The organism is Arthrobacter sp. C9C5 (assembly GCF_013359735.1).
GTDB lineage: Bacteria > Actinomycetota > Actinomycetes > Actinomycetales > Micrococcaceae > Arthrobacter.
In genome coordinates, this window is the sequence record NZ_JABFMX010000012.1 from 120838 (window position 1) to 140456 (window position 19619).

Genomic DNA, 19619 nt, shown 5'->3' on the forward strand with positions numbered 1-19619 from the left:
TCGAGATCGTTACCGGCGGCGCCCGCGCAGCTGCAGTCGTCGTACTTACCAAGCGCGTGGCTCCATAGCCCGACTGGTAACGAACCGTCACGCGCAAACCCCTCGAAGAGCCGCCAAGGCTGAGGGGTTTTTTTATTACCCGTAGTTCCACGATCACAGAAGATCCACCAAAGGAAGAGTCCGATGAGCAAAGGATCGCCGATCAGCCCCTCGCTGATGGCCACAAAGTCCGCTGGAGCCCACAAGGCTCCGGAACGCATCGAACGCCCGGCAGACGCCGGCGTCGAGCATGCTGCTGCCTCTCCCGTCCTTGGGCCGAACAACGTCGTACCCCCGACGGTGATGACCGGCTCGCAAGCAATCGTCCGCTCGCTCGAAGAACTCGGCGTCCAGGACATTTTCGGTTTGCCCGGTGGCGCGATCCTGCCCACCTATGACCCCTTGATGGCCTCCAAAATGAACCACATTCTGGTCCGTCACGAACAGGGAGCCGGCCACGCCGCGCAAGGCTATGCCATGGTCACCGGGCGGGTTGGCGTCTGCATCGCCACCTCGGGCCCCGGTGCCACCAACCTCGTTACCGCCATCATGGATGCCCACATGGACTCCGTGCCGATGGTGGCCATCACCGGACAGGTCGCCAGCGGAGTCATCGGCACCGATGCCTTCCAGGAGGCGGACATCGTCGGCATCACCATGCCGATCACCAAGCACTCCTTCCTGGTTACCGACCCCAACGACATCCCGCACGTGATGGCCGAGGCGTTCCACCTAGCCTCGACCGGCCGTCCCGGCCCCGTCCTCGTGGACGTGGCCAAGGACGCCCAGCAGGGCCAGATGACCTTCTCCTGGCCGCCCAAGATCGACCTGCCTGGCTACCGGCCGGTGGTCCGCGGCCACAGCAAGCAGGTCCGCGAAGCCGCCAGGCTGATCGCGGCCGCCAGCAAGCCTGTGCTGTACGTCGGCGGCGGCGTCGTCAAGGCCCACGCGTCCGCTGAACTGCTGGAACTTGCCGAACTCTCCGGCGCCCCCGTGGTGACGACGCTGATGGCCAGGGGCGTCTTCCCGGACTCGCACCCGCAGCACGTCGGCATGCCAGGCATGCACGGCACGGTGTCCGCCGTGACCGCGCTGCAGCAATCCGATCTGCTGATCACGCTCGGTGCGCGCTTCGATGACCGGGTCACCGGCATCCTGAAGTCCTTCGCCCCGAACGCCAAGGTCATCCACGCGGACATCGACCCGGCGGAGATCTCCAAGAACCGCACCGCCGACGTGCCGATCGTGGGCTCGGTCAAGGAGATCATCCCGGAGCTCAGCGATGCCCTGCGCCTCCAGTTCGAAGCCTCCGGCACCCCGGATCTCAGCAACTGGTGGGCCTTCCTGAACAACCTGAAGGAGACCTACCCGCTCGGCTGGACCGAACCGGAGGACGGCCTCAGCGCGCCGCAGCGCGTGATCGAACGGATCGGTGCCCTCACCGGCCCCGAGGGCGTCTACGTCGCCGGCGTCGGCCAGCACCAGATGTGGGCCTCGCAGTTCATCAAGTACGAACGCCCGCACGCCTGGCTGAACTCCGGCGGCGCCGGCACCATGGGCTACGCCGTGCCGGCCGCCATGGGCGCCAAGGTGGGGGAGCCGGACCGCGTGGTCTGGGCGATTGACGGCGACGGCTGCTTCCAGATGACCAACCAGGAACTCGCCACCTGCGCCATCAACAAGATCCCGATCAAGGTGGCGGTCATCAACAACTCCTCGCTGGGCATGGTGCGCCAGTGGCAGACCCTCTTCTACGAGGGCCGCTACTCCAACACCGACCTCAACACCGGCCATGACACCGTCCGGATCCCGGACTTCGTCAAGCTGGCGGATGCCTACGGCTGCGCCTCCTTCCGCTGCGAACGCGACGAGGACATCGACGCCACTATCCAGAAGGCACTGGCAATCAACGACCGCCCCGTCGTGATCGACTTCGTCGTCAGCCCCAACTCCATGGTGTGGCCGATGGTCCCCGCCGGAGTCAGCAACGACCAGATCCAGGTTGCCCGCAACATGACCCCGGACTGGGAAGAAGAGGACTGAACATGACCCGCCACACACTCTCCGTTCTGGTCGAAGACAAACCCGGTGTGCTGACCCGCGTGGCCAGCCTCTTCGCCCGGCGCGCCTTCAACATCAACTCCCTGGCCGTCGGCCCGACCGAGGTTCCGGGCATCTCCCGGATGACGGTCGTCGTCGACGCCGACGGCGAGCTGATCGAACAGGTCACCAAGCAGCTGAACAAGCTGATCAACGTGATCAAGATCGTCGAGCTCACCCCCGAATCTTCCGTACAGCGCGACCACATCCTGGTCAAGGTACGTGCGGATGCCGCAACCCGGCTGCAGGTAACCCAGGCAGCCGACCTGTTCCGCGCTTCAGTGGTCGACGTCTCCACAGAGTCGGTGGTCATTGAGGCCACGGGCCACCCCGACAAGCTCACCGCACTGCTTTCGGTGCTGGAGCCCTTCGGCGTCCGCGAAATCGTGCAGTCCGGCACCCTGGCCGTCGGCCGCGGGTCCCGCTCCATGAGCGACCGGGCCTTGCGCTCCGCCTAAGCGGCCGTGCCAGGCCTGCAGCAACCCAGCTCCACTCCCGAATTTCCCCAGACAACACCAAAGAATCCACTCAAAGGAGACACCCCAGTGACTGAAATGTTCTACGACGACGACGCCGACCTGTCGATCATCCAGGGCCGCACCGTCGCCGTTATCGGTTACGGCTCCCAGGGCCACGCCCACGCCCTCAGCCTGCGCGATTCCGGTGTTGACGTCCGCGTTGGCCTGAAGGAAGACTCCAAGTCCCGCGCCAAGGCCGAGGCCGAGGGCCTGCGCGTTCTCAACGTCGCCGACGCCGTCGCCGAAGCAGACCTCATCATGATCCTCACCCCGGACCAGGTCCAGCGCCACGTCTACGCCGAGGACATCGCCCCGAACCTGCAGGCCGGCGACGCCCTGTTCTTCGGACACGGCTTCAACATCCGCTACGGCTACATCAAGCCGCCGGCCGACGTCGACGTCGCCCTCGTCGCACCCAAGGGACCGGGCCACATCGTGCGCCGCGAGTTCGAAGCCGGCCGCGGCGTGCCGGACCTGATCGCCGTCGAGCAGAACGCGTCCGGCAAGGCCAAGGAACTGGCCCTGTCCTACGCCAAGGCGATCGGCGGCACCCGCGCCGGCGTCATCGAGACCACCTTCACCGAAGAGACCGAAACCGACCTCTTCGGTGAGCAGGCTGTGCTCTGCGGCGGCGCCTCGCAGCTGATCATGTACGGCTTCGAGACCCTCACCGAGGCCGGCTACAAGCCCGAGGTTGCCTACTTCGAGGTGCTGCACGAGCTCAAGCTGATCGTCGACCTGATGGTCGAGGGCGGCATCGCCAAGCAGCGCTGGAGCGTCTCTGACACCGCGGAATACGGCGACTACGTCTCCGGCCCGCGCGTCATCACCCCCGAGGTGAAGGAAAACATGAAGGCCGTCCTCAAGGACATCCAGGACGGCACCTTCGCCAAGCGCTTCGTCGACGACCAGGACGCCGGAGCCCCCGAGTTCAAGGCACTGCGCAAGAAGGGCGAGGACCACCCGATCGAGGCCACCGGCCGCGAACTGCGCAAGCTGTTCTCCTGGATCAAGAACGAAGACGACTACACCGAAGGATCAGTGGCCCGCTAGATCCCGGTGGTGGTGGGCGGCGGTGTCCTTGAAGGCTGCGTTGTTGCGTGAGGAACGAGCGCAGCAGCCGAAAGAACACCGCCGTTCACCACCCAACGTTCCAAAATCCCCACCTGAATACAAGAGAGCTAAAGAGGTCACCGGTGACTAGCACCAAACCTGTCGTACTCCTCGCTGAGGAACTTTCGCCCGCCACAGTCGAGGCCCTCGGGCCGGACTTTGAAATCCGCCAGACCGACGGAGCCGACCGTTCCCAGCTGCTCTCCGCGATCGCCGACGTCGACGCGATCCTGATCCGCTCCGCCACCCAGGTGGACGCCGAGGCCATCGCCGCCGCGAAGAACCTCAAGGTGATCGCCCGCGCCGGCGTGGGCCTGGACAACGTCGACATCAAGGCCGCCACCCAGGCCGGCGTCATGGTGGTCAACGCCCCGACGTCGAACATCGTCTCCGCCGCCGAACTCACCGTCGGCCACATCCTCAGCCTCGCCCGCCACATCCCGCAGGCCTCCGCCGCGCTCAAGGACGGCGAGTGGAAGCGCTCCAAGTACACCGGCACGGAGCTCTTCGAGAAGAAGATCGGCATCATCGGCCTCGGCCGGATCGGCGCCCTCGTCGCGGCCCGCCTGAAGGGCTTCGACACGAAGATCCTCGCGTACGACCCCTACATCACCTCCGCCCGCGCCGCCCAGCTTGGCGTGCAACTGGTGACCCTGGACGAGCTCCTGGCCCAGTCGGACTTCATCACCATCCACATGCCCAAGACTCCCGAGACCGTCGGCATGCTCGGCGCGGAAGCCTTCAAGAAGATGAAGACCAGCGCCTACGTCGTCAACGTCGCCCGCGGCGGCCTGGTGGATGAGGAAGCCCTGTACGCGGCACTGGAGTCGGGCGAGATCGCCGGCGCCGGCGTCGACGTGTTCGTCAAGGAGCCTAGTACCGACCTGCCGTTCTTCAAGCTTGACAACGTCGTGGTGACCCCGCACCTGGGCGCTTCCACCGATGAAGCCCAGGAAAAGGCCGGCGTCTCCGTCGCCAGGTCCGTCCGCCAGGCCCTCGCCGGCGAACTGGTGCCCGACGCCGTGAACGTAGCTGGCGGCGTCATTGCCCCGGACGTGCGCCCCGGAATCCCGCTGATCGAGAAGCTGGGCCGGATCTTCACCGCGATGACCCACGCGTCGCTGACCCAGTTCGACGTGGAGGTGGCCGGCGAGATCTCCTCGCTGGACGTCAAGGTCCTCGAACTCGCGGCCCTCAAGGGCATCTTCGCCGACGTCGTGACCGAACAGGTCTCCTACGTCAACGCGCCCGTGATCGCCGAGCAGCGGGGGATCAACGTCCGGCTTATCACCACCCCGGACACGGAGTCCTACCGCAACGTCCTGACCCTGCGGGGGGCCCTGAGCGACGGCAGCCAGATCTCGGTGGCCGGCACGTTGACCGGACCCAAGCAGATCCAGAAGCTCGTCGGAATCAACGGGTTCGAGGTCGAAATCCCGATCAGCGAACACCTCGTGGTGGTGGCTTATTCGGACCGCCCGGGCGTGATCGGTACGATCGGCCACATTCTCGGCATGAACAACATCAACATCGCCGGCATGCAGGTGGCGCGGCAGGCGGAGGGCGGCCAGGTGCTCGCGCTGCTGACCATCGACAGCTCCGTGCCGCAGCAGGTACTGGAAGCGATTAAGGCCGGAATCGGCGCCGATATGGTCCGCGAGGTCGACCTCGAGGACTAGGTCCCCAGCGTGGGCGCCTGCGGCGGCAACACCGTCGCAGGCGGGCCACGAATGAGCGGCCGGTCTGCGTACAATGGCAAGGTCCGAATTTCGGATTTGGCCGGCAGACCGGCCTTTACTTTTGCACACCCGGCCGGGGACGCCTTCATTTCCGAGCGGAATGAACAGCGGTGTGCGCACGCAATCCAGCTTTCAGGAGCCCAATGAACGCCGTCCAGAGGTTCATCAGAAGCAGAGTGCTTTTGCTGACCGCGTCCATTTTGATCGTGGCCATGTGCCTGTCCGTGCTGGTGCAGGGCCAGTCGCAGGCCGCGCTGAACCGCACCGTTGACCAGAACTCCCGGGGGCTTTACGACGTCCTCGTCCAGGCCAAGTCCGACGACAACGGCGGCCTCATGCAGCCGGAAATCGCCACCGGCCAGGGCGGCATCAGCTTCGAACAGCTGGACTCCATCCGCAAGCTTTCCGGCACCTCGGTCGCGGCTCCGATCAGCCTCGTTTCCCGGGTTTCGCAGAACCTCGAAACCCCGCGCCTCGACGCTACCGACTACCTCGGCTACAACGCCGGCCTCGCCGGCACCGCCGGTGACCCCAGCGCCACCGATCCGTCCAAGTGGCCCGCCGCCGAGTCTGTCCTGAGCGACACGGCTAAGAAATACCGCCTCACCGCCAGTGCGGTGAAATCGGACGGCAAATCCGAGCAGACCCTGTTCAAGACGACCGCCGAGGGCTCCCTCGGCAAGGCCAAGCTCATCGAAGAGGAAGTGGCCGGCGGCAAGAACGTCCGGATCGCGGGACCGGACGGCGAGACCGGAATTAAGTTCCCCGCGCCGGCCGGCGGCTCGGAGCACAACCTGTTCAACCTCTCGGTTTCGTTGCCGCTGGCCCCGCAGGTGACCGAGTCCGTCGTCGCCGTCGATCCGGTCTCGGAGCGCGCGCTCCTGGGCGGCTCCGGCGACTTCCTCGCGCCGCTGGAGAAGGCGCCCCCGGCTGACGCCCGCAACGCCGGCGCGATCGGCCGCCACTTCGAGAGCCTCTTCACCAGCGGCATCAGCATGGAACAGCTCAAGGAAGGCCCCGACTTCCTCGGCGTCAAGCTGAAGTACTGGGCGCCGCTGATGACGCAGTACCAGCAGGCCAAGCGCGCCGGTCAACTGACCGAGGATTCGCAGGCGATTCCGCTGATTGTCCGATCCGGCACCTCCCTTGACCTCAAGTACTTCGTCAAGATCGAGGAAATCGACGACGCCGGCAACGTCACCAAAGACGTCGGGACCGTGACCCGCTCGCTGGACAAGGACTACCTGCCGTTCGTCTCCAAGTCCCCGTTCGCCCTCGAGTGGCCCGGGTCCAAGGACCTGTCCAAGCTGCTCGGCGACACCGGCAGCTTCGGCCAGGGACTCTACAACCCCGCGACCTGGAGCACCGATTTCGCCGCCGCGCCCAAGTACAAGGACGGGCAGACAGCCGGCAACGGCGCCGTCGACAAGTCCGCGGTCCCGGGCGACTGGGTCACCGTCAACCGGCTGCCGGAGAAGGGTGCCAACGACGCCCCGGTGGACCAGACGCAGCGCACACCGGTCGACGAACGGTCCTACCGCGACAACCTCGCGACCGGGAAGAAGCCGGCCACCCCGCTGGCCATGGTCTACGGCACCTTCGACCCAGCCAAGGTCCAGGAAGCGGCCGGCGACGTCAACCGGCTTCCGCTTGGCGGCTACGACCCGACGCCGTTCACCCTGACCAAGGACGCCGACGGCAAGGACGTCGAAAAGACCGCGCTCAAGCCTTCGCTCAGCGGTACCGGCCTGGTCAGCCAGTCGGCCGGCGCCATCACCGACTACTACGGCCTGGCCGCGGCCCGCGGCTATGAGAAGAACGCCTCCGTGATCGACGCCGTGCGCGTCCGTGCCAAGGTCGGCGGCAGCTGGAAGCAGGCCCAGCCCGAGGTCGAAAAGCTCGCCAGCGAGATCCGCGACATGGGCCTGCAGGCGACCGTGGTTGCTGGCTCGGCCCGCGAAGATGCCAGCATCTTCGTGCCCGGCTACTCCAAGGACGACGCCGGCAAGGAATCGCCGCTGGGCACCGTGCAGCAGTCCTGGGTGCGCCAGGACGCCGCCGACGCAGTTTCCGGCTCGCTGACTGGCACCAACCTCACCCTGCTCTTCCTGACCCTGTGCGGGGCCGCCCTGCTCACCGGTGCCTCGACCGTCAGCTATGTCCGCAAGCGCCGCCGGGAGGCCGGAACGCTCCGTGCCATGGGCTGGACGCAGCGCAAGATCCGGTCCTGGGTGCTCGCCGAGTTCGGCGTCGGCGCGGCATTGCTGGCCGTGGCCGGGATCGCCCTGAGCCTGCTCAGCTGGAACCCTGCCACCGCGATCGTCTCCGCGTCGGTCCTGGTCCTGTACTGCGGCGCCGCCTACTTCGCCGCCCAGCAGCTGCGGCACCGGGAGGTCATCGACCAGGAACCGCAGCACGATGAGCGGCTCATCCCCGTCGATTCGCCGCTGACTTTCGCCAGCAGGCAGCTGAGCACCAACAAGTTCAACACCGGCTCCCTGGCCGTCGCCGTCGGCGTCTTCGGTGCCGCGGTGGGCGGACTCGCCGCGTTGCTGATCGACATTCCGCGTGCCGCCGGCGCCAGCGCCCTCAGCGGACTGGCCGCGGCCAGCATCGCGATGCCGAGCATCATTCTTGGTGTCTCCGGAGTCGCCGTGGGCCTGCTGCTGACCATGGTCACCGGCCGCTTCGAACTGGGAGCGAAGCGCCAGTACCTCGGCATCCTTCAGGCGATGGGCTGGAACCCGGACATGCTGGGCCAGGTCCGCTTCTTCGAAAATGCCATGGTGGGAGCCATCGCACTGCCGCTGGGTGTCATTGGTGCCCTGGGCATTGGCTTGCTCCTCGCCCCCTATGCCGCACTCTGGGCCGGAATCGCCGGACTCGTGGCTGTACTTTGCTGGATTCCGATTGCAACGAAAGTGGTCCAATGACTAACGAGCTGAACCTGACCAGGGCGGCCCGGAACCGGATGCCGGAGAGCACCGGGACCGGCGGCCACCAGACCCGCGCCAACACGATCGTGAAGGCCACAGACCACGCCACGCCACTGGAACTGAGTAACATCACCATCCACTACGGCGGCGGCAAGGGCGGCGCGGAGGCGGTCAACGTCGTCGACGACTTCAACATGACGCTGCACGCCGGCGAAATGCACTGCGTCGCCGGCCGCTCCGGCTCGGGCAAGACCAGCATCCTGACCGTCGGAGCGGGCCTGACACTGCCGACGTCGGGCCGGGTGTTCTGGGAAGGCGACTCGCTCGAAACCATGGGCGACGACGAAATCGCCGACCGCCGCCGGGCGCTGATCGGGTACGTCGACCAGGGCGGCGCCCTGATTGACGGCATGAGCGCGCTTGAGAACGTACTGCTTCCGGCTGTGCCCGACGGCGAGGTGGAACAGCGCCGCGACATGGCCAAGGACCTCCTGGACCTCGTCGGCCTGGGCCGGCGCATGCGCCACCGTCCCGCCCAGCTCTCCGGCGGCGAACGCCAGCGCGTCGCGATCGCCCGGGCCCTCATCCTCGGCACCCGCGTGCTGGTGGTCGACGAGCCCACCGCGAGCCTGGACCGCACCTCGGCCAACCGCATCATCAGCATCCTCAAGGACACGACGTCGGATGGCATCGCCGTCCTGGTCGCTTCACACGACCACGAACTTGTCCGCCAGAGCGATACCCTGACCGAACTGATCTAGGTTAATAACGTGACGCCTTCCGAAAAAACCCCGTTCTACATCACCACGGCCATCAGCTACCCCAACGGCGTGCCGCACATCGGCCACGCCTATGAGGTCATTGCCACCGACGCGATGGCGCGGTTCAAGCGGCTGGACGGCTACGACGTCTTCTTCATGACCGGCACCGACGAGCACGGCCTGAAGATGCAGCAGACGGCGGAAAAGGAAGGCATCCCGGTCAAGGAGCTTGCCGACCGCAACTCGGCCGCGTTCCGCCAGATGAGCGATGACCTGGGCATCTCGCTCAGCCGCTTCATCCGCACCACGGACCCGGACCACTACGAGGCGGCCAAGGCGCTCTGGCAGCGGATGGAAGCCAACGGAGACATCTACCTCTCCAAGTACGCCGGCTGGTATTCGGTCCGCGACGAGCGCTACTTCGTCGAGGACGAGACCGAGGTCCGTGACGACGGGCTCCGCTACGCCTCCGAAACCGGCACCGAGGTGACCTGGACCGAGGAGGAGAGCTACTTCTTCAAGCTCTCGGCCTACCAGGACAGGCTGCTGGCCCTCTACGCGGACCAGCCGGAGTTCGGCGCCCCGCACAGCCGCTTCAACGAGGTCATCAGCTTCGTCAAGGGTGGCCTCGAGGACCTTTCGATCAGCCGCACCTCCTTCGACTGGGGTGTGCCGGTACCGGGCAACCCGGACCACGTGATGTACGTCTGGGTCGATGCGCTAACTAACTACCTGACCGGCGTTGGCTTCCCGGACACGGACTCGGAGAGCTTCCGGAAGTACTGGCCCGCCGATGTCCACGTGATCGGCAAGGACATCTCCCGGTTCCACGCGGTCTACTGGCCGGCGTTCCTGATGTCCGCCGGGCTGGAACTGCCGAAGCGTGTGATGATCCACGGCCACCTGCACAACCAGGGCATCAAGATGTCCAAATCGCTGGGAAACGTGGTGGCGCCGGCTGACTGGGTGGCGCAGTACGGACTGGACCAGGTCCGCTTCTTCCTGCTCCGCGAGGTGCCGTTCGGCGCAGACGGCAACTACAGCCACGCCGCGATTGTCGGCCGGATGAACTCGGATTTGGCGAACAACTTCGGCAACCTGGCGCAGCGCTCCCTGTCCATGGTGGCCAAGAACTGCGAGGGCCGCGTTCCGGTCCCGGCCGGCTTCAGCGCAGAAGACGCCGCGCTGCTGGGCCAGGCCATGGGCCTGCTGGGCATCGCCCGCGCAGCGTTCGAGAAGCAGGAATTCAGCCGCGCGCTCGAGGCCATCTGGAACGTGCTTGGCGACACCAACGCCTACTTCGCCGAACAGGCTCCGTGGGTGCTGCGGAAGACCGACGTCGAACGCATGAACACCGTTCTGTACGTCACCCTCGAGGTGCTGCGGATCGTCGCCATCCTCACCCAGCCGGTCATGCCGGCGGCGACCGCGGCCATCCTTGACAGCCTGGGCCAGCCTGAAGGGCAAGCCCGCGACTTCGCGGCGCTGGACACCCCGATCGAGGCCGGGACGCCGTTGCCCGCCCCGGCCCCGGTGTTCCCCAAGTACGAGGAGCCCGCAGAGGCGTAGCCCTAGCCACGGATTCACGTTCCACCGTCGAGGTGACAGTTCGTGGCAATGTTCCCGCCGAATATTGCCACGAACTGTCACCACGCCTTGATTACGCGGGCACGCTTCCGGATATTGAGACAATTTGACCAGCATGTGGATGCCTTGGCTACCCTGAAAACATGAGCGCATCCACGATTGATCTGGCAGTCATCCCCGGCGACGGCATCGGCCCGGAAGTTACCGCCGAGGCACTAAAGGTCCTGGAGAAGGCCGCCGCCGCCGAAGGCATCGACCTGAAGCAGACCCACTACAAGCTCGGCGCCCAGCACTGGCTGGAGACGGGCGAGACGCTGCCGGCAGAAACCCTCGCCGACCTCCGTACCCGGGACGCCATTCTCTTTGGCGCGGTGGGTGCCGCCCCCGGCGACACCCGGATCCCTTCCGGGATCATCGAACGCGAACTGCTGCTCAAGCTGCGCTTCAGCCTGGACCACTTCGTGAATCTGCGCCCCTCCCGGCTGTACGCCGGCGTCGGCAGCCCGCTTGCCAACCCGGGCGACATCGACTTCATCGTGGTCCGCGAAGGCACCGAGGGCCCCTACGTCGGCAACGGCGGCACTCTCCGGGCCGGCACCCCGCACGAGGTGGCCACCGAGGTCTCGCTGAACACCGCCCACGGCGTGGAGCGTGTGGTCCGTGATGCCTTCCGCCGTGCCAACGAGCGCCCGCGCAAGAAGCTGACCCTGGTGCACAAGCACAACGTCCTGGTCTTCGCCGGGCACCTCTGGAAGCGGACCGTGGAAGCAGTGGCGCAGGAATTCCCCGAGGTCAGCCACGACTACCTGCACGTGGATGCCGCCACGATCTTCATGGTCACCGACCCGGCGCGCTTCGACGTCATCGTCACGGACAACCTCTTCGGCGACATCCTTACCGACCTTGCGGCCGCTATAACCGGCGGCATCGGCCTCGCAGCCTCGGGCAACATCAACATGGACCGCACCGCGCCGTCCATGTTCGAGCCGGTCCACGGATCGGCCCCGGACATTGCCGGCCAGCAGAAGGCCGATCCGAGCGCGGCCATCCTGTCCGCAGCGCTGTTGCTGGACCACCTGGGCTACGCCACCGCGGCTCGCAAGATCGAGGCGGCCGTCGCCGCCGACGTCGAAAGTCGGGACGGCAGCTTCCGGAGCACCGCCGCCATCGGCGACGCGATCGCCGCCGCCCTCTAGCAGCCAGAACCACAGGGCGCCGCTGCCGACGATGCGGCGCCCTGCGGCTCCGGTATCGGCCCCGGGATCGGGCGTAAGCTTGTTGCGAATCACCAAAATGCTGCCGTGGTCCGAGGATGAACCACGTTCATACACCAGGCAGCCGACCGTGGAGGAACCATGACCCAGACTGCCCATGGCGTCGAATTCAGCCAGCGGCTCTCGGCAACCCCGAAGTCCGCTGAAGAACGTGCCGCCATCCTGGCCAACCCGGGATTCGGCGACTATTTCACCGACCACACCGCGATCGTCGACTACAGCGTCGATGCCGAGGGCAAAGGCGGCTGGCACGATGCGCGGATCGAACCCTACGGTCCCATCACGCTTGATCCCTCCGCAGCGGTCCTCCACTACGGCCAGGAGATCTTCGAAGGGCTCAAGGCCTACCGCCATGCCGACGGCTCCATCTGGACGTTCCGGCCCGAAGCCAACGCCGCGCGCCTGAACAAGTCTGCGCGCCGGCTCGCCCTCCCGGAGCTTCCGGAGGAATACTTCCTGACGGCCATCCGCGAACTCGTGTCCGTGGACCGGGAATGGGTTCCGTCCGGCGACGGCGAAGCCCTCTACCTGCGCCCCTTCATGATCGCTACCGAGGCCTTCCTAGGCGTCCGAGCTGCGCGCGAAGTGTCGTTCCGCGTCATCGCCTCGCCGGCCGGCAACTACTTCGGCGGAGAGCTCAAGCCCGTGTCGATCTGGATCTCCCGCGAATACGCCCGCGCCGGCCGCGGCGGCACCGGCGCCGCGAAGTGCGGCGGCAACTATGCCGCTTCCCTCATCGCGCAGCAGGAAGCTGAGGCCCACGGCTGCAAGCAGGTCCTGTTCCTGGACCAATTCAACGACAACGCCGTCGAGGAACTCGGCGGAATGAACGTCTTCTTCGTGATGAAGGACGGCTCGTTGGTCACCCCCGCGCTGTCCGGGACCATCCTGGAGGGCGTCACCCGCTCCTCCGTGATCCAGGTCGCCCGGGACATGGGCCGCGAGGTCACCGAGCGCAAAATCACCCTGGATGAGTGGCGCGACGGCGTCGCCTCCGGCGAGATCACCGAGGTCTTCGCCTGCGGTACCGCGGCCGTCATCACCCCGATCGGCGTGCTCAAGGACGATACCGAGTTCATCGGTTCCGAGGACGCGAAGGCCGGCGAGACCACCATGGCTATCCGCCAGCAACTGCTCGGCATCCAGACCGGCACCGTCGAGGACACCCACGGCTGGCTGACCCGCCTGGCGTAGCCTGCACCAACCAGAACGACGGCGGTCCGCACCCTCAGGGTGCGGGCCGCCGTCGTCGTCAGCGCGATCGCCGAGGCGCTGTTGCCCGCCGTGATTGTCGTCCTGCTGCTCCTTTGAGCGTCCCCGGTGGGAAGATGGAAGGGTGATTCCCGATGATGCCCGCGCCCTGGTCCGCAGCACCGAGCTGACGCGGTTCCGCCTTGCCCCGAACCCGGGCCCGATGAGCCTGCACGGCACCAACTCCTACGTGGTGGCGGCCCCCGGGTCGGCCGGCGTCGTGGTGGTGGATCCGGGTCCCCTCGACGAAGACCACCTCCGCGAACTGACCCAGTACGGCGCCGTCGAACTGATCCTCATTACACACCGCCACGCCGACCACACCGCGGCCGCGGCACGCTTCGCCGAACTCACCGGCGCCCCCGTCCGCGCTGCAGACCCCGCACACTGCCACGGGGGAGAGCCGCTTCGGGAGAGGGAGGTGCTACACGCCGCCGGGGTGGAAATCCGCGTGCTGGCGACACCTGGCCACACCTCCGACTCGGTCTGCTTCCACCTCCCCCAGGACGGTGCCCACGGCGCCGTCCTCACCGGGGACACGATCTTAGGTCTAGGCACCACCGTCCTGGACTACCCAGACGGCAAGTTGGGGGATTACCTCGATTCCCTGGACCGGCTGGAAAGCCTGGGCCCGGCCACCGTCCTGCCCGCTCACGGCCCCATGCTTCCGGCGCTGGACAGCATCGTCCGCGCCTACCGGGACCACCGGCAGGACCGCCTGGCCCAGATCCGCAACGCCATCGCCGAGCTCGGAGCGGAGGCTGGCGTCGAAGAAGTGGCCGACGCCGTCTACGCCGCCGTCGACCCGGCTGTCCGGCGCGCGGCGGAACTGTCCGTCGCCGCTCAACTGGATTACCTGCGTTCACGTGGCCCCGCCTGAAACACGCGTCCGGGGGCTTGCCGCCTGAGACGGTACGCTTGGAACCATGCGTATCGCCCGGTTTGTAGTCGATTCTGATCCCATGTACGGCATTGTTGAGGGCCAGCCCGGCAGTGAGGAAATCACTGTCATCAATGGCGACCCCTTCTTCCACGGTGTGGAGCGGACTGCCGTCAAGCACAAGCTGGAGGACGTCCGCCTCCTCGCCCCGATCATCCCGCGCAGCAAGGTCGTCGGCGTCGGGCGCAACTTCGTGGAACACGCCCACGAGCTCGGCAACGAGGTGCCGGCGCAGCCGCTGCTCTTCCTCAAGCCCAACACCTCGGTGATCGGGCCCAACGACCCGATCATCCTGCCGGAGTTCTCCGACGAGGTCTCCTTCGAGGCCGAGCTGTGCGTCGTGATCGGCCGGATCTGCAAGGACGTCCCGGAGGAGCGCGTCGACGACGTCGTCTTCGGCTACACCTGCGGCAACGACCTCACCGCCCGGGACGTCCAGAAGACCGATCTGCAGTGGGCACGGGCGAAGGGCTTTGACACCTCGGCGCCGCTGGGCCCGTGGATCGAGACCGAACTGGACACCGAGGACCTGCAGATCCAGGGCCGGCTCAACGGCGAGCTCCGCCAGGACGGCAGCACCAGCCAGATGATCCGCGGCGTCCGCGAACTCGTTTCCATCGTCTCGCAGGCCTTCACCCTGCTGCCCGGCGACGTCATCATGACCGGCACCCCGGCCGGCGTCGGCCTGGTCAAGGCCGGAGACCGGTTCGAGGTCGAGATCGAGGGCATCGGCCGCCTCTCCAACCCGGTGGTCCGCCGCTAACTGCTCCACGCGGAAGAAACCGCGCCGATTTCGGACAGCCGCACCGTGGATCCACGGTGCGGCTGTCCGTTTGTGTAGCGGAATCCGACGCCGGGCACGCGGTAAAGTTGGTACCACTATGACTACTCCCACCGCGCCCGACGCCGTCTCCAGCACCGCCACCACGGAATTGACCCGTGAAGTCACCGCCGAAACCCCGGTCCGCGTCCGGTTCTGCCCGTCGCCGACCGGCACCCCGCACGTCGGCCTGATCCGCACGGCCCTGTTCAACTGGGCCCACGCGAAGCACACCAGGGGCACCTTCGTGTTCCGAATTGAGGACACGGACGCGGCGCGCGACTCGGAGGAGAGCTACCAGCAGCTGCTCGAGGCGCTCAAGTGGCTCGGCATCAGCTGGGAGGAAGGCGTGGAAGTGGGCGGCCCACACGAGCCGTACCGCCAGTCGCAGCGCCTGGACCTCTACAAGGACGTCGTCGCCAAGCTCCTTGAGGCCGGCTACGCCTATGAGTGCTACTCGTCTCCGGAGGAAGTCGAAGCCCGGCACCGCGCCGCCGGCCGCGACCCCAAGCTGGGCTACGACAACTTCGACCGCAACCTGTCCGAGGAACAGCTCGCCGCGTTCAAGGCCGAGGGCCGTAAGCCGGTGCTGCGCGTGCGGATGCCGGATGAGGACGTCACCTTCACCGACATGGTCCGTGGCGAGATCACCTTCAAGGCCGGCAGCATCCCCGACTACGTGATCGTCCGTGCCGACGGCTCGCCGCTCTACACCCTGGTCAACCCGGTCGACGACGCCCTGATGGGCATCACGCACGTGCTGCGCGGCGAGGACCTGCTCTCCTCCACGCCCCGCCAGGTGGTGCTGATCCGCGCGCTCATGGAGATCGGCGTCGCCAGCTACATGCCGGTATTCGGGCACCTGCCGTACGTCATGGGGGAGGGCAACAAGAAGCTCTCCAAGCGTGACCCACAGTCCAACCTCTTCCTGCTCCGGGACCGCGGCTTCATCCCGGAAGGCCTGCTGAACTACCTGTCCCTGCTGGGCTGGAGCCTGTCCGCGGACGAGGACATCTTCACCGTGGAACAGCTGATCGAAAACTTCGACGTCAACGACGTGCTCGCCAACCCCGCCCGCTTCGACATCAAGAAGGCCGAAGCGATCAACGGCACGCACATCCGCATGCTGGACCCGGAGGACTTCCGCGGCCGTTTGGTTCCCTACCTGCAGTCCGCGGGCCTGGTCGGGGAGAAGCTGACGGCCCGTGACGAGGAGATCCTCGCGGAAGCAGCGCCGCTGATCCAGGAGCGCATCTCGCTGCTCGGCGAAGCGCCCGAGATGCTGGCCTTCCTGTTCAAGGGCGACGACGCGATCGACGTCGCCGACGACGCACGCAAGGGCCTGCCGGAGAACCTGGCTGAAGTCCTCGACGCGGCCTTGGCGGCGCTGGAACCCGTGGCCGACTGGACCGCGGAAAACATCCAGGCCGCCCTGAAGGAGGCCCTGGTGGAAGGCCTGGGCGTCAAACCGCGCCTGGCGTTCGGCCCCGTCCGCACTGCCATCTCCGGGCGCCGTATCTCGCCGCCGCTGTTCGAGTCCATGGTCATCCTGGGCAAAGATTCGTCCCTGGGCCGCCTGCGCGCGTTCCGCGGCTGATGAACGGCGGGTCCGGGTCCGGGAGCGGGATCCTCGCCGCCGGGCTGGACGGCATCCGCGGGGTGCTGTTCGACATCGACGACACCCTCGTGGACCTCGAGTTCGCGATGACGACCGCCCTGCGCGATGTCAGCGAGCACCTCCTTCCCGGTCTCGACGAGGCCGGCTGGGAGCGGTTCGGACGGATCTTCACGCGGGAGACGACCCATTTCTACGACCGCTACCTGGCCGGCGAACTGAGCTTCAACGAACAACGGCTACTGCGCGGCCGGGCCGCGCTGGGGCACTTCGGCGTCGAACTCGAGGAGGGGGAGCAGGCCCACCACTGGGTGAGCTCCTACGCCAGCCGCCAGCACAGCTACGTCCGTGCCTTTGACGACGTGGCACCGCTGCTGGACGCGCTCGACGCCGCCGGCGTTCCGTACGGAGCGGTGAGCAACAATGTGCACGACTACCAGCGGGTGAAGCTGGACGCCGCCGGGCTTGGCCGCATCGGCGTCCTCGTGGGCACGGACACGGTCGGCGTGCCCAAGCCGGATCCCGCGATCTTCCTCGAAGGAGTGCGCCGGCTCGGAACCGGCGCCGGCGAAACGCTGTACGTCGGCGACAACCGGCTTCTCGACGCGGAAGGCTCGACGGCGGCGGGCCTGCTGGGCGTGTGGCTGAACCGCGGCGGAGAGCCCGCCGCTGGCTTTTCCGGGCGCGAGGTCGGTTCGCTGCTGGAACTGCTGGCCTGAGCTTGGCGGCGCCTGTCGCCACAACAAAACGGCCCCGCCGGAGGATCCATTCCTCCGGCGGGGCCGTTTGCGTGGCGGGCTAAGCCGTTTCCTGCCCGAGACGCCGTTCCTGTGCCAGTCGCCGGTGCCGCAGGGCCAGGTAGGCGCCGACGGCACCCAGCCCCAGGAGCGCCACGAGACCCAGGGCCACTGCCACGTCAGCCTTGATCATGTTCGACGGGGACACCGCAGCTGCGCTGGAGTACAGCGTTCCGGTGCCGGCAGCCAGCCGGGCGTTCCCGTCGGCGAGCTTGCCGGCGCCGGTGGATAGCTGGGTGGAGCCCGAGGCCAGCTTGGTGCTGCCCGCGGAGAGCTGCGATGCGCCGCTGGCGAGGGCCGTGGAGCCCTTCAGCAGCCCGGGGTTGGACGGATCAGCAGGGTCTCCCGCAATTCCGGCGTTCAGTGCCAGGGTGCCGTCGGCCAGCCGAGAGCTTCCGTCGGTCATTTTGGCGGTGGCCTTCAGCAGTCCGGGGTGTTCGGGGTCGCCCGGAACCCCGTCCATGCCAACGCGGATCTTCGCGGTACCGGCCGCCAGCAGTTCGGTGCCCAGGACGACGCCGGGGCTGTTGGGGTCGCGGCTGTTGAGCTTACCGGCCAGGGTGGCGAAACCGGCGGTGAGCTTTCCCGTTCCGGCATGGAGCTGGCCCGCGCCGGTGTTCAACTGGGCGCTCCCGTCCTGCAGCTGGCCCGCGCCGGCCTGGAGCTGGCCCGCGCCGCCCTGGAGCTGGGACGCCCCGGCATCCAGCCGCTGGGCGCCGGCGAGAATCTTCGCAATCTTGTCCTTGACCACGGCCAGCGGGACGAGGCCTTGGACGGGGTCGTTGGCGGCCGCCTGCAGCAGTTCCAGGGCCTGGGCCAGAGCGGCGGTTCCGGTGCCGGCTTCGGGGTTGTTGTTGGCTCCGCGGTAGCCCTTCAGCTGATCGGTGCCGGCCTTCAGCTGGTCGGTCCCGGCTTTCAACTGGGTGGCGCCCGCAGCGAGTCGGCCGGTACCGTCGGCCAGTTTGGCCGCTCCGGTGTCGAGCTGGGTGGCACCATCGGCCAGGTTGTTCGGGGCCGCACTGGAAGCGGTGGGGGTCAGGGCGGCGGAGAGCTGCACCGCCCCGGCGGCGAGCTTCTGCGCGCCGTCGTCAACCTTGTAAACGCCGGGTGCCAGCTTGTTGTTGACGTCGGTTTGGATCTTGACGGCACCCGTGGCCAGCCGGCTGGCTCCGGCCTCCAGCTTCTCCGCTCCGGGGGCGAGCTTTTCGGCAATCCCCGCCTGGATCTTCGCGGCGCCGTCCGAGAGTTTGCCTGCGCCAACGTCGGCCTGTCCAGCGCCGGTGGCAAGCTTGCCTGCGCCGTCCTTCAGCTGCTGTGCCCCCGCAGAGGCCAGTCCGGCACCGTCATTGAGCCTCGCGGATCCGTCCGTGATGCGTCCGGTGACCAGGGTGTAGAACCCCAGTAGGGCGATCAGCAGGAGGGCCAGGATGGCGATGGCGATTTGTTGCGCCCGGGTGCGGGTTGGGGCGGTGGCGGCACGGCTCTGTGACACGGGTTGTTCCTCTCGACGATCTCGCCGGCGGCGGCTCTGCTACCGGCCCCCCGCAACTGTGATGCAGCTAACATCCAAAATTGGCCGTTGTTCTGCCCGCAACTGAGTGGGGGAGGGGTTTGTTACTCGTTGGTAACTTACCGAGCGTAAACTTGGCGGGGCCGGATTGGCAAGGGTTTTTGCGGGTGAATCCCAACAAGCGATGCCTGGAGGGCCGGGAGTGGCGTGCCGGCCGGGGCGCTGGCCGAGGTGGCGGCGCCGATTTGTGCAAGGGAAAACTCTCGGGTAAAGTAATTACTCGTGCTGAGGCGCTGGGAGCGCGGGTTTGGACCTGCGAAAACGGCCCGAAAGTTCCATTGGGATATGGTGTAATTGGCAACACTACGGTTTCTGGTACCGTCATTCTAGGTTCGAGTCCTGGTATCCCAGCTCTGAATAAGCCGCGGATTTCTGCGGTGAATCAGGGGTTTCGAAGCGGCCTGGCCGATTTGGAACACACGCCGAGTTTATGAAATACTGACTTGGCTTGAATGGCAGAGATGCTGTTTGGAAAGTACAGGGCCCCATCGTATAGCGGCCTAGTACGCTGCCCTCTCACGGCGGTAACGCGGGTTCGAATCCCGCTGGGGTCACCATC

General features: G+C 66.8%; 14 protein-coding genes and 2 tRNA genes. 15 read left to right on the plus strand and 1 reads right to left on the minus strand.

Annotated elements, in window-relative coordinates:
- The first annotated feature begins 183 nt into the window (after positions 1-183).
- The 13 genes from HNO80_RS11265 (at position 184) to HNO80_RS11325 (ending at position 17412) form a co-directional block, all read left to right on the plus strand.
- A complete protein-coding gene (locus HNO80_RS11265; protein WP_175322943.1) occupies positions 184-2082 on the plus strand; it encodes an acetolactate synthase large subunit in 1899 nt (632 codons plus the stop codon).
- Positions 2083-2084: 2 nt separating this feature from the next.
- Entirely contained in the window at positions 2085-2597 is a 513-nt protein-coding gene (ilvN, locus tag HNO80_RS11270) for an acetolactate synthase small subunit (RefSeq protein WP_138768975.1), read from the plus strand.
- Between the two features lie 87 nt (positions 2598-2684).
- Positions 2685-3710 carry a ketol-acid reductoisomerase gene (gene ilvC, locus HNO80_RS11275; RefSeq protein WP_175322944.1) on the plus strand — a complete coding sequence of 342 codons (1026 nt, stop codon included), beginning with the start codon at positions 2685-2687 and terminating at the stop codon, positions 3708-3710.
- Positions 3711-3853: 143 nt separating this feature from the next.
- Positions 3854-5449: a phosphoglycerate dehydrogenase gene (gene serA, locus HNO80_RS11280; protein ID WP_175322945.1), complete on the plus strand. Its 1596-nt coding sequence runs from the start codon at positions 3854-3856 to the stop codon at positions 5447-5449.
- Positions 5450-5652: 203 nt separating this feature from the next.
- On the plus strand, positions 5653-8442 hold the full coding sequence (locus tag HNO80_RS11285) for an ABC transporter permease (RefSeq protein ID WP_175322946.1): 2790 nt from the start codon (positions 5653-5655) through the stop codon (positions 8440-8442).
- On the plus strand, positions 8439-9206 hold the full coding sequence (locus HNO80_RS11290; RefSeq protein ID WP_175322947.1) for an ABC transporter ATP-binding protein: 768 nt from the start codon (positions 8439-8441) through the stop codon (positions 9204-9206). Before HNO80_RS11285 ends, HNO80_RS11290 begins: the two co-directional genes overlap by 4 nt.
- Positions 9207-9215: 9 nt before the next feature.
- Complete coding sequence (gene metG, locus HNO80_RS11295) at positions 9216-10775, plus strand: methionine--tRNA ligase (protein WP_175322948.1); 1560 nt, start codon at positions 9216-9218, stop codon at positions 10773-10775.
- Positions 10776-10936: 161 nt separating this feature from the next.
- Entirely contained in the window at positions 10937-11989 is a 1053-nt protein-coding gene (locus tag HNO80_RS11300) for a 3-isopropylmalate dehydrogenase (protein ID WP_175322949.1), read from the plus strand.
- A gap of 159 nt (positions 11990-12148) precedes the next feature.
- Complete coding sequence (locus HNO80_RS11305; protein ID WP_175322950.1) at positions 12149-13261, plus strand: branched-chain amino acid aminotransferase; 1113 nt, start codon at positions 12149-12151, stop codon at positions 13259-13261.
- A 142-nt stretch (positions 13262-13403) separates the two neighbouring features.
- A complete protein-coding gene (locus tag HNO80_RS11310) occupies positions 13404-14198 on the plus strand; it encodes an MBL fold metallo-hydrolase (RefSeq protein WP_349627338.1) in 795 nt (264 codons plus the stop codon).
- A gap of 46 nt (positions 14199-14244) precedes the next feature.
- On the plus strand, positions 14245-15021 hold the full coding sequence (locus tag HNO80_RS11315) for a fumarylacetoacetate hydrolase family protein (protein WP_175322951.1): 777 nt from the start codon (positions 14245-14247) through the stop codon (positions 15019-15021).
- A 118-nt stretch (positions 15022-15139) separates the two neighbouring features.
- Positions 15140-16675, plus strand: a complete 1536-nt coding sequence (gltX, locus tag HNO80_RS11320) for a glutamate--tRNA ligase (RefSeq protein ID WP_175322952.1) — start codon at positions 15140-15142, stop codon at positions 16673-16675.
- Positions 16675-17412 carry an HAD family hydrolase gene (locus HNO80_RS11325; protein ID WP_175322953.1) on the plus strand — a complete coding sequence of 246 codons (738 nt, stop codon included), beginning with the start codon at positions 16675-16677 and terminating at the stop codon, positions 17410-17412. Before gltX ends, HNO80_RS11325 begins: the two co-directional genes overlap by 1 nt.
- Positions 17413-17491: 79 nt before the next feature.
- Here HNO80_RS11325 and HNO80_RS11330 read toward each other — a convergent pair whose 3' ends face one another.
- Entirely contained in the window at positions 17492-18982 is a 1491-nt protein-coding gene (locus tag HNO80_RS11330) for a hypothetical protein (protein ID WP_175322954.1), read from the minus strand.
- A gap of 357 nt (positions 18983-19339) precedes the next feature.
- Here HNO80_RS11330 and HNO80_RS11335 point away from each other — a divergent pair.
- Positions 19340-19411, plus strand: a tRNA-Gln gene (locus tag HNO80_RS11335).
- 130 nt (positions 19412-19541) lie between these two features.
- Positions 19542-19617: transfer RNA gene (locus HNO80_RS11340), tRNA-Glu, on the plus strand.
- Positions 19618-19619 lie beyond the last annotated feature (2 nt).

Bases quoted from the DNA above. Each gene is read 5' to 3' on its own strand.
- HNO80_RS11265 (WP_175322943.1), top strand. From the start codon at position 184: ATGAGCAAAGGATCGCCGATCAGCCCCTCGCTGATGGCCACAAAGTCC.
- ilvN (WP_138768975.1), top strand. From the start codon at position 2,085: ATGACCCGCCACACACTCTCCGTTCTGGTCGAAGACAAACCCGGTGTG.
- HNO80_RS11285 (WP_175322946.1), top strand. From the start codon at position 5,653: ATGAACGCCGTCCAGAGGTTCATCAGAAGCAGAGTGCTTTTGCTGACC.
- HNO80_RS11290 (WP_175322947.1), top strand. From the start codon at position 8,439: ATGACTAACGAGCTGAACCTGACCAGGGCGGCCCGGAACCGGATGCCG.
- HNO80_RS11300 (WP_175322949.1), top strand. From the start codon at position 10,937: ATGAGCGCATCCACGATTGATCTGGCAGTCATCCCCGGCGACGGCATC.
- HNO80_RS11305 (WP_175322950.1), top strand. From the start codon at position 12,149: ATGACCCAGACTGCCCATGGCGTCGAATTCAGCCAGCGGCTCTCGGCA.
- HNO80_RS11315 (WP_175322951.1), top strand. From the start codon at position 14,245: ATGCGTATCGCCCGGTTTGTAGTCGATTCTGATCCCATGTACGGCATT.
- gltX (WP_175322952.1), top strand. From the start codon at position 15,140: ATGACTACTCCCACCGCGCCCGACGCCGTCTCCAGCACCGCCACCACG.
- HNO80_RS11325 (WP_175322953.1), top strand. From the start codon at position 16,675: ATGAACGGCGGGTCCGGGTCCGGGAGCGGGATCCTCGCCGCCGGGCTG.